The sequence below is a fragment of the Nocardia sp. NPDC101769 genome, from assembly GCF_044766925.1.
Classification (GTDB): domain Bacteria; phylum Actinomycetota; class Actinomycetes; order Mycobacteriales; family Mycobacteriaceae; genus Nocardia.
The window spans coordinates 97,838-110,225 of record NZ_JBIWMX010000033.1 but is presented as its reverse complement, the minus strand read 5'-3'; the positions used below and the strand labels follow the sequence as shown (position 1 = coordinate 110,225).

17 protein-coding genes are annotated in these 12,388 nt (G+C 64.6%); 6 read left to right on the top strand and 11 right to left on the bottom strand.

From position 1 onward, the window contains the following. Positions 1-362: hypothetical protein (locus tag ACIRRA_RS36810; RefSeq protein WP_402777990.1), on the top strand; the 362-nt coding region annotated here is incomplete at its 5' end. 733 nt (positions 363-1,095) lie between these two features. On the opposite strand, the gene ACIRRA_RS36805 is transcribed toward ACIRRA_RS36810, so the two are convergent. After that, positions 1,096-1,236 carry a hypothetical protein gene (locus ACIRRA_RS36805; RefSeq protein WP_402777988.1) on the bottom strand — a complete coding sequence of 47 codons (141 nt, stop codon included), beginning with the start codon at positions 1,234-1,236 and terminating at the stop codon, positions 1,096-1,098. A gap of 331 nt (positions 1,237-1,567) precedes the next feature. Here ACIRRA_RS36805 and ACIRRA_RS36800 point away from each other — a divergent pair, with 331 nt between their 5' ends. Continuing rightward, positions 1,568-1,855, top strand: coding sequence for a hypothetical protein (locus ACIRRA_RS36800; RefSeq protein ID WP_402777985.1), 288 nt, complete (start codon positions 1,568-1,570; stop codon positions 1,853-1,855). Between the two features lie 242 nt (positions 1,856-2,097). On the opposite strand, the gene ACIRRA_RS36795 is transcribed toward ACIRRA_RS36800, so the two are convergent. The 4 genes from ACIRRA_RS36795 to ACIRRA_RS36780 all read right to left on the bottom strand — a co-directional run bounded on the left by ACIRRA_RS36795 (position 2,098) and on the right by ACIRRA_RS36780 (position 4,750). Then, positions 2,098-2,550, bottom strand: coding sequence for a hypothetical protein (locus ACIRRA_RS36795; protein WP_402777982.1), 453 nt, complete (start codon positions 2,548-2,550; stop codon positions 2,098-2,100). 121 nt (positions 2,551-2,671) lie between these two features. Next, positions 2,672-2,833, bottom strand: a complete 162-nt coding sequence (locus ACIRRA_RS36790; RefSeq protein ID WP_402778004.1) for a hypothetical protein — start codon at positions 2,831-2,833, stop codon at positions 2,672-2,674. A 413-nt stretch (positions 2,834-3,246) separates the two neighbouring features. Beyond that, the gene (locus tag ACIRRA_RS36785) at positions 3,247-4,500 is read right to left on the bottom strand and encodes an MFS transporter (protein ID WP_402777979.1); all 1,254 of its coding nucleotides are present in this window, start codon (positions 4,498-4,500) and stop codon (positions 3,247-3,249) included. A 97-nt stretch (positions 4,501-4,597) separates the two neighbouring features. Beyond that, a complete protein-coding gene (locus ACIRRA_RS36780; RefSeq protein ID WP_402777976.1) occupies positions 4,598-4,750 on the bottom strand; it encodes a hypothetical protein in 153 nt (50 codons plus the stop codon). Positions 4,751-5,016: 266 nt separating this feature from the next. Between ACIRRA_RS36780 and ACIRRA_RS36775 the strand changes: the two genes are divergently transcribed. Continuing rightward, the gene (locus tag ACIRRA_RS36775; RefSeq protein WP_402777973.1) at positions 5,017-5,922 is read left to right on the top strand and encodes a M24 family metallopeptidase; all 906 of its coding nucleotides are present in this window, start codon (positions 5,017-5,019) and stop codon (positions 5,920-5,922) included. A gap of 276 nt (positions 5,923-6,198) precedes the next feature. Here ACIRRA_RS36775 and ACIRRA_RS36770 read toward each other — a convergent pair whose 3' ends face one another. Together ACIRRA_RS36770 and ACIRRA_RS36765 are read right to left on the bottom strand one after the other, a co-directional pair. Next, on the bottom strand, positions 6,199-6,492 hold the full coding sequence (locus ACIRRA_RS36770) for a hypothetical protein (protein ID WP_402777970.1): 294 nt from the start codon (positions 6,490-6,492) through the stop codon (positions 6,199-6,201). Positions 6,493-6,652: 160 nt separating this feature from the next. Then, complete coding sequence (locus ACIRRA_RS36765; protein ID WP_402777967.1) at positions 6,653-6,958, bottom strand: hypothetical protein; 306 nt, start codon at positions 6,956-6,958, stop codon at positions 6,653-6,655. 222 nt (positions 6,959-7,180) lie between these two features. On the opposite strand from ACIRRA_RS36765, the gene ACIRRA_RS36760 reads away from it, so the two are divergent. Then, positions 7,181-7,612, top strand: a complete 432-nt coding sequence (locus ACIRRA_RS36760) for a pyridoxamine 5'-phosphate oxidase family protein (RefSeq protein WP_402777964.1) — start codon at positions 7,181-7,183, stop codon at positions 7,610-7,612. An 18-nt stretch (positions 7,613-7,630) separates the two neighbouring features. Beyond that, complete coding sequence (locus ACIRRA_RS36755; RefSeq protein WP_402777961.1) at positions 7,631-8,407, top strand: tyrosine-type recombinase/integrase; 777 nt, start codon at positions 7,631-7,633, stop codon at positions 8,405-8,407. Between the two features lie 237 nt (positions 8,408-8,644). On the opposite strand, the gene ACIRRA_RS36750 is transcribed toward ACIRRA_RS36755, so the two are convergent. The 3 genes from ACIRRA_RS36750 to ACIRRA_RS36740 all read right to left on the bottom strand — a co-directional run bounded on the left by ACIRRA_RS36750 (position 8,645) and on the right by ACIRRA_RS36740 (position 10,593). Continuing rightward, positions 8,645-9,010 carry a hypothetical protein gene (locus ACIRRA_RS36750; RefSeq protein WP_402777958.1) on the bottom strand — a complete coding sequence of 122 codons (366 nt, stop codon included), beginning with the start codon at positions 9,008-9,010 and terminating at the stop codon, positions 8,645-8,647. A gap of 529 nt (positions 9,011-9,539) precedes the next feature. Further along, on the bottom strand, positions 9,540-9,845 hold the full coding sequence (locus ACIRRA_RS36745) for a hypothetical protein (protein WP_402777956.1): 306 nt from the start codon (positions 9,843-9,845) through the stop codon (positions 9,540-9,542). Positions 9,846-10,242: 397 nt separating this feature from the next. Then, on the bottom strand, positions 10,243-10,593 hold the full coding sequence (locus tag ACIRRA_RS36740; protein WP_402777953.1) for a DoxX family protein: 351 nt from the start codon (positions 10,591-10,593) through the stop codon (positions 10,243-10,245). Positions 10,594-10,642: 49 nt separating this feature from the next. Between ACIRRA_RS36740 and ACIRRA_RS36735 the strand changes: the two genes are divergently transcribed. Beyond that, positions 10,643-11,014 (top strand): winged helix-turn-helix transcriptional regulator, encoded by a 372-nt coding sequence (locus ACIRRA_RS36735; protein ID WP_402777951.1) that lies wholly within the window; start codon positions 10,643-10,645, stop codon positions 11,012-11,014. 465 nt (positions 11,015-11,479) lie between these two features. Here ACIRRA_RS36735 and ACIRRA_RS36730 read toward each other — a convergent pair whose 3' ends face one another. Continuing rightward, positions 11,480-12,064, bottom strand: a complete 585-nt coding sequence (locus tag ACIRRA_RS36730; RefSeq protein ID WP_402777949.1) for a hypothetical protein — start codon at positions 12,062-12,064, stop codon at positions 11,480-11,482. Between the last annotated feature and the right edge of the window lie 324 nt (positions 12,065-12,388).

Genomic DNA, 12,388 nt, shown 5'->3' with positions numbered 1-12,388 from the left:
CCTCGACCACCAACGGCCACAACCCTGAAAAGACCACGGCGGCAGGCACATTCACCTCACCCACCGGTACATCGTGCCGTCAACGGCGCACAGTCACCACCGAAAAAGGGACAGAGCCGTTATCTGGACAGACCCAGCGTGTGATCTGCTTAATCATCAACTTCGGTCACCCGGACAGTTCGACCAAGTATCTCGCGCAAGCGGGTATCGCATGCGTCGCGTTGTTCTGGTTCGTCGGTTGGCTCCCCCGCAAAGGGAAAAGCGCCGTGGCGCCGCGCCTCGATGATTCGATCAAGCCCGTGCAGCCGAGCGCAGATACCCTTCTCGCGGTCGGGTTTGACATCCGAGGCGTTCACGCGTGACTGGAATGGAGCCGACCGGATCGTCCAGCGCCTTCATCCGCTAGCTTTAGTGAGCTAGAGTGCGCTGCAATGCCGCATACCGTGCTGACCGAACCGGCCGCCAACGGCCGGAACCTGTTGCGGTGCAGAACGTCCGCTACTGCCGATGAGCGAGCTTGAAGGATGATCGTTCGAGTGCGGGTGTCAGCGACCAGCGCTAGCGTCCCTTCGGTGACGAGCAATGTGGAGATGCAGTTCGACGTGCGCGGCCTTACCGGTGACGACCAGGCTCAATCCGTTTACGAAGCGGTGCGGAGGTGCTCACCCATGAAGGTATGGATCGGGACGTCATGCTGAACACAGTGGAGCAGAACCAGCATTGGTCGGTCGAATGCAGGAGTGAGGGTTCGCTGTACATCAGTAGTTGGGGCCAGTGGTACTCGAGCTTCGAGGGCTCGTTGCGCCGATGTGTCGCCAGTGTCGCACCCGCCGCGGAGGTGAAAATCTGGTGGGGCCATCCTGACTTGGAGTACCCGGGCTCAGAGTGATCTCGCTGCCAGAACGCACTATCTTGCCGCTGACTGCGCTGACCGAACCGGCCAGCGCAGCGCGCCGACGGCCGGAACCTGGTGCGGTGCAGAACGTCCGCTATTGCCGAGTTCAGTGCATCGCGGCGCGCCTGCAATGTTGGCGGGCTTGTGCTTGGTCGTGAACCCGAACTGGCGTTCCAGCCGCATGGTGGAGGCCGTAGTCGTCACGCTTTGGCTTCGAGAGCGGGAGCGAGAGTGTCGATGATCCGGTCTGCGTAGGCGGGGTTGATCGGGTCGCCGCTGATGAGGAGTCGGTAGTACAGGGCGCCGATGCCGTCGCGGGGATTCGCGTCAAATTCGACCATCAGCTCACGCAACTGCACGACCAGGAGATCGCCGGCCGTGCAACAGCTTGACACCGCGCGCTTGACCAGACTGATCTTCCGTTCGGATCGTCGCGGCGTCGCATAAACGATCTCCGATCGAACCCCACACTCTCCCAATGTGTCTCGCAACAGCGATACTTCCGTGAGGGTTCCGCCGCTGCGTAGCGAGCGGTACGGCCGTCGTGAGCGGCCCACCGAAGTCGGGGCACCGCAGCCCCGTACGAGTCGCGCACAATGATATTGGTGGTGGGTGGGGACTCAACGACAGCGGTCCCTCCCGCCACGAGGATTCGTCGCGAAGGAATCACCTATGTTCAGGAAGTCCGGCATCTACGCCGATCCGCCAGTGGAACTGACCATGGGGCAGATGCGGTCTGCGCTCGCAGGTGCCCGGCGGGCCGCTCGCGAATCCCGCCGGTCACTGCGCACAGCCGGCGGCCAGTACCGGCGCTACCGGCGGGGTGCGGGCACGACTTATATGGATTGGCCACGCTGGCACACGGAGTACCTGCGCGAATACCGGCGGGGATCGGATTGGGTCCGGCCCGACAACCCCGACGGCCTGGCAGGAGGGGCCGACAGCGGGGCGCTCTTGTAGCCCCTGATTCGGGGAGCGGAGCCGGTGAGCCAAGGCTGCGCCAACCACACTGCACGGCCTCCATCGCCAGCAGGCTGACACGGGCCGACCCCGCGCTGACCGAACCGACCAGCGCAGTCCAGACCGGCTGCCGCCCAGGGCATCCGCTCATACCCGAGTATGGCGCAGGAGCCGGGTGGTGGGCATGAGAGGATCTCGCCCCCTGCGATGAACTCGGATGTCAGAGTTGCCGGGGCGGAGTGCTAGCTGCCGGGCAGCAGGTTCGAACTGCCGGATCCGATGCTGCCGCCGCCACCGCAGCCGCCCTGCTGGGGCTGCTGCGCCGTCGGTGATCCGGGGGGTGCGGCGACCACGACCACCGTCAACGAATCCGTGTGATCGCCGGTGGTGGACAGGGTGTGGGTTCCCGCGGTGAGTGGAACCCAGGTGACGGAATTAACGTCGCTTCCGATGCAGGCGCCGTTGTCGTAGAAGCTGCTGACGGGTCTGATGGCGCTGTCATTGGAGGGCGCGATGAACGAATAGCTTTGTCCGACAATGTAAGACGCGGGTGACGTGCAGGTTCGGTTCGAACAGTCCAGCACCTCGATGCCGTGGATGCCAGCGGTGGCGAGGGCCGGGAACAGTGTGGTGAGGGTTCCGGCGACGCCGACAAGGGTTGCGGCCCAGGCGATGTCGCGGTTTGTGGCGGGCATTGGTGACTCCTTGCTTCGTCCAGATTTCTGGTCGAGCGGAATCCTGCCTTCACTCGCAGTGAAATTGTCTCGCTTCACAAGAATGGGTGACCCCCGACTTGCAGGGGCACCGAAACGGGGGTCAGTCCGCCGCGGAGTACAGCGCGGCGGTCAAGCGCGCGCCGACCAGTGCCCGCTGCCAGAGTTGGGCGCTGCCCGCGGCCAGGTAGTCCTCGATGGGGGCCGGGGCGTCCCCATTGGTCGCGGTCTTCGGCAGGCCGTCCCAGCACATCCGCCGCAACAGGTCGGGGTGAGCAGGTTCTCGACCGGGATCAAGACCTCGCCCGACAGGTCGGTCATGGCGACGCCTTGGCTGCAGATGCGAAGGCCACTGCGGAGCAGGTCATCGCCTCCATCGACGAGAACAACGGATAGTAGACGTCCGCTATTGCCGCATACCGCGCTGACCGAACCGGCCAGCGCGGGGCATCGGAAGATCAACTGGCCGTGCCGATCCGAGGCCGGCGGAACGTCCGCTATTGCCGAATGCAGTGCGTGCGGCACTGCGACATGCAGGAGCATCATCGCGAAAGGCTGCTGCCGGTGTGGATTCCGACTTGAGCGTGTTCGCGGGCGGATCGGTCAGGGCCGCTCGCGAAGCCTGGTGACCGTTCGCCAGGGCAGGGCCGAATCCGCATCAGGTGGGGTGGGTGAACGTCAGTCGCGGCTGGGCGCGGGTTCGGGTTCGGACTCCAGGCTTGGTGCCGGTATGGCGCGCATGGGGATCAGGAGCAGTGGCGTGAGCAGCATGGCGGTTCCGGCGGTCGCTATCGCGGTGCGCACGCCGGCGACGGAGGCGAGCAGGCCGAGCAGCATCGTCAGGGCGGCGATGGACAGGTTGCTGGTCACCGACCAGGACGACAGGGTACGGGCCGCCAGCTCCCTGGGAGTTTGTTCGAGCCGGTAGGCGGCGTAGATGGGGTTCATGATGCCGCAGGAGGTGACCAGGCCGAACTGCACGGCGATCGCGAGCGTCAGGCCGGGCATGCCGGGTTGGACGAAGGCCCAGCCGAGAATCCAGCACGAGCGCAGCGCACCGGAGGCCAGCATGACCCGGTGCCGGCCGAACCGCTCCGCCAGCGGGGCCGCGCTGCGGGCGCCGATCAGCCCACCGACGCACGGCGCGGCGAAGGCCAGGCTGAACTGCCAGGGCGCGAAGCCGAGCTGGCGGAGCATGAGCAGGGCGATCAGCGGTTCGGTGCCCATGATGAACCCGTTGCACAGATTCGTGTTGAACAGCAGTGGGCGCAGCGACGGATGGGACAGGATGTGCCGCCAGCCGTCGAGCAGATCCGTCGCGCGGATCCGGGACCCGGGAGTGGAAGGGGGAAGAGGCTCGCCCGGGCCGATCGCCGAAATACCCAGCGCGGACAGCAGATAACTGATCGCGTCGCCCGCGATGGTGACGACCGGGCCGAAGATTCCGATCGCCGCGCCGCCCACCGGGGGACCGACGATGACCGAGGTCCAGGTGGTCGCCTCGAATCGTCCGGTGGCGACGAGTAGATCCTGCACAGGCACAAGCGATTTCAGGTAGGCGCCGCTGGCGGCGTTGAACGCGATCTTGGCGGCGGCGACCAGCACCGTCACCACCAGCACCTGGACATAGGTCAGGGTTCCCAGGACGTAGGCGGCCGGGATGCTCAGCATTGCCGCGAACCGGCCCAGATCCATTGCGATCATCACCGGGCGCTTGCGGCGCGCCTCCACCCAGGGGCCCAGCGGTACTGCCAGCACCGCGCCTACGGTCAGCCCCGCCGCCGACAGCGCGGAGATCGCCGTCGGGCCCGCGTGCAATGCCAGGACCGCGATGATGGAAAAAGCCCCGAGCCCGAATCCGGATCCATACGCGCTGGCTGCGTAGGCGGCCCAGAGCCACTGGAACTCCCTGCCCAGCGATCGTCGCTGCACACCCCGTCGGAACCCTGCCGTGCCGAATGCCATGAGAGGGGATCGAAGTCCACTGCGGGCGGGTGGCGCAAACAACCGAATGTCCGTGTCGCACAACCTATAATTGTGCGGACATTCGGGTGTGGAGATATGCCTGCAGCACCACCGCCCGCAGGTCTGCCACCGGCTCGATGTACGCCGACGTGGCCGGTCGAATCTCCCAGTCCGCCATGATCGTCATGGCTACCCCGGCACTACGAAACACACTCATTTGCCGCATACCGCGCTGACCGAACCGGCCAGTGCGGGGCGCTGGCGGCCGGAATCTGGTGCGGTGCAGAACGTCCGCTATCGCCGAGTTCCGTGCGATCGGTAAGCGATCCTACGGTGATGATCTGGTCATTTTGTGTGCGTTCTGGCGGGCCCACCCCGACCAGCGCGAACTCCCGCCGGTTGATTCCCTCGTGTTCGACCTCGGCCGTCGATCAGTGCCTAAGCTGTTGTGCTGAAGCAGTTTCCGGGGGCAGGAGAGCATTCGTGGCCGCATTGACCAATCCGCCGACACCAGATTCCGCCGGAAGGTTCATCCGCTGGCTGTCACGCCGCCGCACCGCATCGGCGACCCAGCTGTCCCCGGCCGATATCGAGGGGTTCCGGCGCGCCCAGGCGCTGGCGTTCGACTGTGCGCAAGCCACCGCCGCGGAAATGCGCCCGGGATGGACCGAGGGGCAGACCCAGGCATGGATGACAACGTGGCTGCGCGGTCACGGCGTGAAGACCTGGCTGCACAAGCCGATCGTCGCGTTCGCCGCCCGCACGCTGGCCCCCGACGCCGAATGGGCACCCGCCAAAGGCGAGGGTCTTACGCTGGGTGACGCCGATGTCGCGATCCTGGATTGCTCACCGATCGTGGACGGCTTCACCGGCGACATCGCCTACACCGTCAGCGTCGGCGAGAACCCGGAACTGCGTAAGGCACAGGACTTCCTGTCCGATCTGCGCGCACAGCTGCCCGGGCATTTCGCCGACCCTCAGCAAGCGGCCGGCGTATTCGACTGGGTGACCGAGCAGATGAGCGCCGCGGGCTATCAGAACGCGGTCAACGGCTACGTGGGACATGTCCTCGGCCACCGCGTCTACCGACACGGCCGACTCGCCTCCGCGTTCCCCTACTTCCTGCCCGAACGCCCTTTCGGTTACATGCTGAGCTGGCACGCCCCGGGCTTTCTCCTCAAGATCGTCAGCCGCCTGGTCTTGCCCGAGGAACTAGGCCCGTTCCACACCGGTCCGAAGACCGGGATCTGGGCCATGGAACCACATCTGCGCATCGGAACCTTCGGCGCGAAGTTCGAAGAACTGCTCGTCGTCGAGGACGGCAACGCCTACTGGCTCGACGACAAGTCGCAACAGCGAATCGAAATCCCAAATACACCAACCGCGTAGCACGTGGAACGCTATGACAACGAAAGCCCTGTACAGACCTCTACTCGATCCTCGCGTGAAACAGCATGACCCTCAAACACACTCGCCATCAGAACATCCTCAACAGCAGTCCTGGAATCGCGCCACCGATTCACCGCCGCTGCTCACCCACCAACGCACTAATCTGCCGCATACCGCGCTGACCGAAGCGGCCAGCGCGGGAAGCGTGGAAGATCAACTGGCAGGAGTCATCTCAGTCTGCCGACTGAACGTCGTCAGTACACGCTAGGTATGACTTCAGACGTCGGGCAGGCTACCGAGCTGGTCGAGCGCCACCTCGCATAGGCCGATACCTATACAGAGGTCGATCGTGGCGACCTGACGGTCTCGGTCGACGCTCACAAGATCGCACGTGATTTCCAAGGGGATCGGATATACGGCGTCGCGAGTCAATTGGTCATGCTCCTGGAATTCGGGCACCTTCGCGACGAAACTGGCGGTGCTTCCGTCCGCCTGCTGGAACTCAGCCTCGACCCACCCCGGGAAATGATCGTCTTCATACCGAACTGCAACTGCCCTGATGTACGTCATCGTGTGAAGGATCTTCTCACCATGCTGTCGCGCCCGCAGTTCAGATTGACGTCACATCGGTGGGAAGGGCGACCTAACATGCCGCATACCGCGCTGACCGAACCGGCCGACGCGCGACTCCTCGAAAGCGCAGGGGGCAGAACGTCGTACGATCACTGGCCTACAGCGGCTCGGTACCTACCACTGCCGGGATTTCGATGTGCACCAAGTCATACACATACGAGCGGTCACCCTTGAAGCTCACCCACACACCCTCAGGCGGAAGCTCGCCCTGCCCGGCATCCTCGAACGGGCGACTCGACACTGCGGCGGCCGCATTACACACCACCCACCCGTAATCGGGAATTCGCCGACACCAGATATCGAGGTCGACCCGCTTGTAGGACGGAAAACCCTGCGCGTCCCCATCACGGACGAACTCGTAGATCAACCCATCCACACGCCGCACGAACCGCACACCCCACATCACGCCATCCTCAACGACAGACTGCGCTATCTCAACCGAAGACCGACTCCGGACCTACGTACGCCAGGAAACCGGACCGCCGGTCGAACGCCCTACATTGCCGCATACCGCGCTGACCGAACTGGCCAGCGCGGCGCCTCGGAAGGCCAACGGGCCGAGGGTATCCGGCGCCGGCCGAACGCACGCTACTGCCGATGACACGACGGGTAGCGTTCAGACATCATGCGCAGTCTGGAAGACCCCGAGGTCGGGGAACTGCTGAGCCTGGATGTCGTTGCGCACCTGGCGACGATCGACTCGGAGGGCTATCCCCATGTCACCCCGATCTGGTTTCTGTGGAGCGATGGAGCGTTCCACCTGACCAGTTATACGGGTCGGCCACATCTGGGGCGGATCATGCGAAATCCCAGAGTCGGGCTGGTGATTGACGTGGAGGGTGCGTTGCGAGCCGACGGTGAGCGGCCGAACAAGCAGGTTCGGGTGATCGGAGATGCGAAGGTTTCCGACGATTCGAACGCGATTTGGACCCAACGTATCCGAGCCAAATACATCGACGCGTCGATTGCGCCGGGTGCGGTCGGGTGGGTTCCGGACCGGGAGCGGAGGCTGATCACTGTCAGCCCGCGTAAGATCACTGCTGTTGCAAGCGTTTGACGGCACCAACGCACTGTCATGCCGCATACCGGGCTGATCTATCCGGCCGAGTGCACGGCTCAGCTCGTCCGGCTGTGTGCCGGTTCAAGCAGATGGAATGGACAGATCGCGGCCATCGAGCACTTCGATCCCGGTCGGTTCTCCGCGGTCTCACGAATCCACACCAAATCCGATCTGCGCCTGTACTTCTACTGGTGCATCGACCACCAGCTGACCCCGCTGGCCGTGGCGCGGACCGAGGTGGAGCGGTACATGCGGTGGATGCAGGAAGTCCGCCGCTTCAAACCCGCCACCGTCGCCCGCCGCCTGGCCGTCGTCGCAGGCTTCTACCGCACCTGCGTCATCGACGGCGTCCTCGACAGGTCTCCGGCGGAGTATGTGCGCCGGCCACGAGTGTCGAACGAGTCACCGACGCTGGGGCTTTCACATCTGCAGTTCGCGGCATTGTTGTGCGCGGCCCGCGACTCCGACAATCCGCCGGACTTCGCGCTGGTCGCCATGCTGGGACTGCTGGGGTTGCGGATCAGTGAGGCGTGCCGCTGCGATATCAGCGATCTCGGCGAGGAACAGGGGAAGTCCGAATTCGGTGTCTCTGCCAGCTTCGGCATAGCCCCAAATGAGTACTACCCCAGCCAGCAGGCGACAGGGACGATCACGCGAGGTCAGGTCGTCGGCGATCTCTTGGGCGGGACCAGGACGACCTCGGTCAACACAGTGCTGTACGCCGAATGCGGAGATATCCGCTACCCGGACAGCGGCGTGCACACCCTTCTCATTCCGAATGGCGGTAGGTGAAGGACAACCTCGCCGCCGTGCGCCGCTGCGCGAAGACAGGTACCGACTATGTGCGGTAGCTCAGGTACTGAGCCGGAAAAGGCCTGCCGAGGCGCGGCGACTCCGCAAACTACCTGCGGTAGCGGCTTTCCGCAGGATCCGGCGGTAGCGGCTTACCGCCGGATCCTGCGGACTCGGCCGTTCTTCTCACAGCCGCGACACCGCGATGGACTGCCGGGGTAAAGCCCGATCACTCAGTCACGGATGGTCGGGAAACTGGTCGATGCAGTAGTTGTACACCTGCCCGGTTGGGTTGTAGCTGACGCGGCCGCCGCAGGAGAAGCCGTAATCGTGGTAGACCGGCGCGTTCGCGACCTCGGTCTGATCGGCGAGGCTATCGCAGGCTCGCATCGAACCTTTGTAGCACTTCTGGGCCAGTGACTCCCAGTGCGGATCGCCTCCGGTCGGCGGTGCCGTAGGGGCGGGAAGATTCGTTCGAGCTGTCGCGATCGGCGCGGCGACAATCCCGGCAGCCCCAAGGCCGAGGATGGTGATCGCCGCGATCGCCGCCGACATCGTTCGCGACGGCCGCTTCGGGCAGGACGCGATGTAGCTGGCGTTCATGATGGGTTTCCTCGATTCGACATGTGCGGCCCAGCCACTCCCGCAGAAGCTGCCGAGCCGATCCGGACACGGCCGCAGAACAGCGGTCACGTTCTCCCCGAGAATCGCCACCCCCGCCAGGGATCTCGGCGAGATCACCCAACTGTCCTCCCCATCCACAACGATGCCCCGAGTAGCGAACTACTCGAATCCTGCCGAGAACCACCCCACGTCCGCGGGGCCGAGGACCATCGCGACGGAATCCGGCGACAGCGCAAACCGGGGTTCCCGGACTCGCGCGACCATCAACGGCAATGGCTTGACCAGCAGCGATGCGAGCGCGCAGCTGAGTGCATGCGGGCCGGTGACGTCATGGTCGGGCAAACCTATGTGGATTTCGCAGGGGCGCCATCGCGGCCGTGTCCAACCCGGCACGCCGGCGTAGGCGTGGTGGTGGATGACCGGTACTCGTTTCTGGCTCCGACAGACAACTCGCGAATCCTGGATCTGGCCCATATTTCGTGATCGCTCTGTCGTTTTACTCAGTCGCTCAACAGGATTCGCTTGCACAGCAGGTCCGGTTTCGTCGGCCGAACATCTGCCGCTCGAGCATCTTAAAAGTTACGTGGAATCTGGCCCCGGCACTGACCAGGCGGTGCGTCAGGTGGCGGCCGATGCCGTTGCATCCTTCGACCGCCCACACGCGATCGGCAAATCGTCGTGCCGTGGTGAGCATTTCGGTGAACTCGCAGCGGTCGGTGCTGTATCTGCCGGCGGTGAGGATCTGTCCGGAGGGGGCGATGATTTCGATGGTGGCCGAGCGTTTGTGCGGATCCATGCCGATGATGACTGTCATCGCGGGCCTTCCCGACTCGAATCTTTTGGTGTGCGTGCACGGGGAGGGCACCGCTTCTTCGAGCCAGGGCAAGCCCCTTTTCAGCCACTCCCGCACGGTGTCCCGGCGGGACGGCAAGCCATGAGTGAGCCACACCGATCCTGCTGGCGGGCAGCCGCATAGGAGAGCATCCCGCCGGGCACCTGGACCGAGTCCTGGCCGGGACCCGGTCCTACCCATCATTTTCTAAGAAGCCGCATACCGCGCTGGCCTGTCCGGTCAGCGCGCATCGGAAGTTCAACTGGCCGTGCCGATCCGAGGCCCGCGGAACGTCTGCAACCAGCCGATTCCAGGTGTTCGGACATCGCGCGCGATTTGAAGGCGGACAACCGAGACTGCGAGGTTGGGCTCCTGGAGTTCAGGCGACATTGAGAACGAGCACGACTGACGTCGCGATCGAGAGCGCGAGGAAGACCACGGCTCCCAGCATGTTCCGGTCGCCGCTGCGGAGGTGGGCGATGATCGCGCCGGTGAAGTAGAGCGCCAGCCCGATCGCGGCGGCGATCGCGAAGGGCGGGAACCAGATTCCCCAGAGGAGACCGACCGTCGCGGCGATCTGCAGGCTCCCGAGCGCGGTGAGCTGGGAGGTGGTGAGGTGGACCGCTTCGGCGAATTGGCGTATCCACGCGGGGCGCAAGAACTTCATCACTCCGGACTGGAGCATGGCCAAAGCGAGCAGGACAGACAAGATCAGGGCTGCGATGTGCATGACGGCTACGCTAGGAATCCGATAGGTACCTTTTGGTAACCTTCGGACCGTGAGTCCCCCTGCCGGAATCATGTTCATGTCCGACTGTCCCGCGCGCACAGCGATCGAGATCGTCGCGAACAAGTGGTCCGTAGTCACCCTGTACGCGCTCGGGGATGGCCCCAAGCGGCACAGTGAACTTGTCGCTTTGTCGGGCGGTATCTCGCGGAAGGTGCTGACCCAGACCCTGCGCCGCTTGCAGAGCCACGGCCTCATCGATCGACGGCGGTACGCCGAAGCGCCCCCGCGGGTGGAATACAGCCTGACCCCGCTCGGCCGGACGCTCCAGGAGCCGATAGCGATGCTGACGGAGTGGGCGCAGACGCATGGAGAAGCACTCCTCGACTTCCAGGAATCGGCAGCCGCGAACCAGACGCACTAGGGTTCCAGACAGCCCACACCGTGTGTCGCTGATCGTTTCCGCGCGGCGGAGATCGCCCACCAACGCACTCACGCGCCGCATGCCGCGCTGACCGAACCGGCCAGCGCGGGTGCGTGGAAGATCAACGGGCAAGGGGCATCTGAGCCCGCCGACCAGATGTCGTCAGTGCACGGTAATGGCGAATATCGTGCATTCCGAAGGGATTCGTCCGGGGTGATCGCCCTGCTGTTCTGATGACCCGCGCGTACGCGCCCCCAAAGGTGACGTAGAAGCTGTACGAACCCGCCGCGCCGGTTAGGGGTGTGGGGAGGTGGGTGTTCGGAAGGCTTGGATGTGGTTGGTGAGCCATTGGTCGAAGGTTCGCGGTGGCCGGCCGAGGATCTTGTCGAAGGTGGGGTTGGCGGTGCGGGGTTGGTGGTGATGTTGGGCTTGGGCCCAGAGGGTGATGTCGATGGTGGTTTCGGGTCAGCCCTGACCGCGCCACAGTTGACGAGCCTGGTCGGGTTCGAGTTGTTCGAATCGTATTGGCGTGTCCAGGATTTCGGTGATTGTCCGGACACGGTCGAGGGTGCTGACGGCGGGGCCGGCGACGTCGATGACGCCGTCCGGGTGTTCGTGGTCGGTGAGCACCGTTGCGGCGAGGGCTGCGAGGTCGTCCTCGTCGAGGTGTGGGATGGCGGCGGTCGTGTAGGGCTGGCGGAGAACCCCGTCGTTGCGGATGATTTCTGCCCAGGAGACGCCGGGATACGGGCAGCCCTCGGGCAGCATGCTGGCGAGGATGGCGGACGGGCGCAGGTGGTGCCATCTGGTTCCGGATGCCTCGACGGTCCGTTCGATGGTCAGCCAGTACCACTGCTCGGGCGGCAGGTTGATCTCGAATTCCGGTCCGTGCGAGGACAAGACGACGATGTGCCCGACGCCGCCTGCGACGGCTTGGCGGACCGCGTCGTCGACGGTGTCCGGCGCGGCGCCGGCGAGGAACAGTCGGTCGATCCCGTCGAATGCCGCCGGACTGTCCGCGGGGCGCCCGACACCGTCGGATTCGGTCACGGCGCAGCCCTGACCGAATCCGACGTCAAGGCCTTTCGCGACTTCGTGAAAGCCAACACCGCCACCGACGCCCCACGCTCGGGAAGCGTCCAATGAGCACGCACGACATACGGTTCGCCCTACCTTCGGAGGCAGATATCGGCCGGAGGACAACAGCGAGCACTTGCTCGCTCCAGAGCCTCACCTAGCGGTTTCCAGCTGTTCTCGGCAGGTATAGGCCGCACCGGGCCGAGGTTGCGGCACGGCTCATTACCCGGACCGACTACAGCAGACCGAAGTACACGCATCTGCCGCATAGCGCGCTGACCGAATCGGCCGACGCAG

Coding starts and splice junctions, on each gene's coding strand:
- ACIRRA_RS36805 (WP_402777988.1), bottom strand. CDS start 1,236: ATGGTCGAATTTGACGCGAATCCCCGCGACGGCATCGGCGCCCTGTAC.
- ACIRRA_RS36800 (WP_402777985.1), top strand. CDS start 1,568: ATGTTCAGGAAGTCCGGCATCTACGCCGATCCGCCAGTGGAACTGACC.
- ACIRRA_RS36795 (WP_402777982.1), bottom strand. CDS start 2,550: ATGCCCGCCACAAACCGCGACATCGCCTGGGCCGCAACCCTTGTCGGC.
- ACIRRA_RS36780 (WP_402777976.1), bottom strand. CDS start 4,750: ATGAGTGTGTTTCGTAGTGCCGGGGTAGCCATGACGATCATGGCGGAC.
- ACIRRA_RS36770 (WP_402777970.1), bottom strand. CDS start 6,492: ATGACGTACATCAGGGCAGTTGCAGTTCGGTATGAAGACGATCATTTC.
- ACIRRA_RS36765 (WP_402777967.1), bottom strand. CDS start 6,958: ATGTGGGGTGTGCGGTTCGTGCGGCGTGTGGATGGGTTGATCTACGAG.
- ACIRRA_RS36760 (WP_402777964.1), top strand. CDS start 7,181: ATGCGCAGTCTGGAAGACCCCGAGGTCGGGGAACTGCTGAGCCTGGAT.
- ACIRRA_RS36755 (WP_402777961.1), top strand. CDS start 7,631: ATGCCGCATACCGGGCTGATCTATCCGGCCGAGTGCACGGCTCAGCTC.
- ACIRRA_RS36750 (WP_402777958.1), bottom strand. CDS start 9,010: ATGAACGCCAGCTACATCGCGTCCTGCCCGAAGCGGCCGTCGCGAACG.
- ACIRRA_RS36745 (WP_402777956.1), bottom strand. CDS start 9,845: ATGACAGTCATCATCGGCATGGATCCGCACAAACGCTCGGCCACCATC.
- ACIRRA_RS36740 (WP_402777953.1), bottom strand. CDS start 10,593: ATGCACATCGCAGCCCTGATCTTGTCTGTCCTGCTCGCTTTGGCCATG.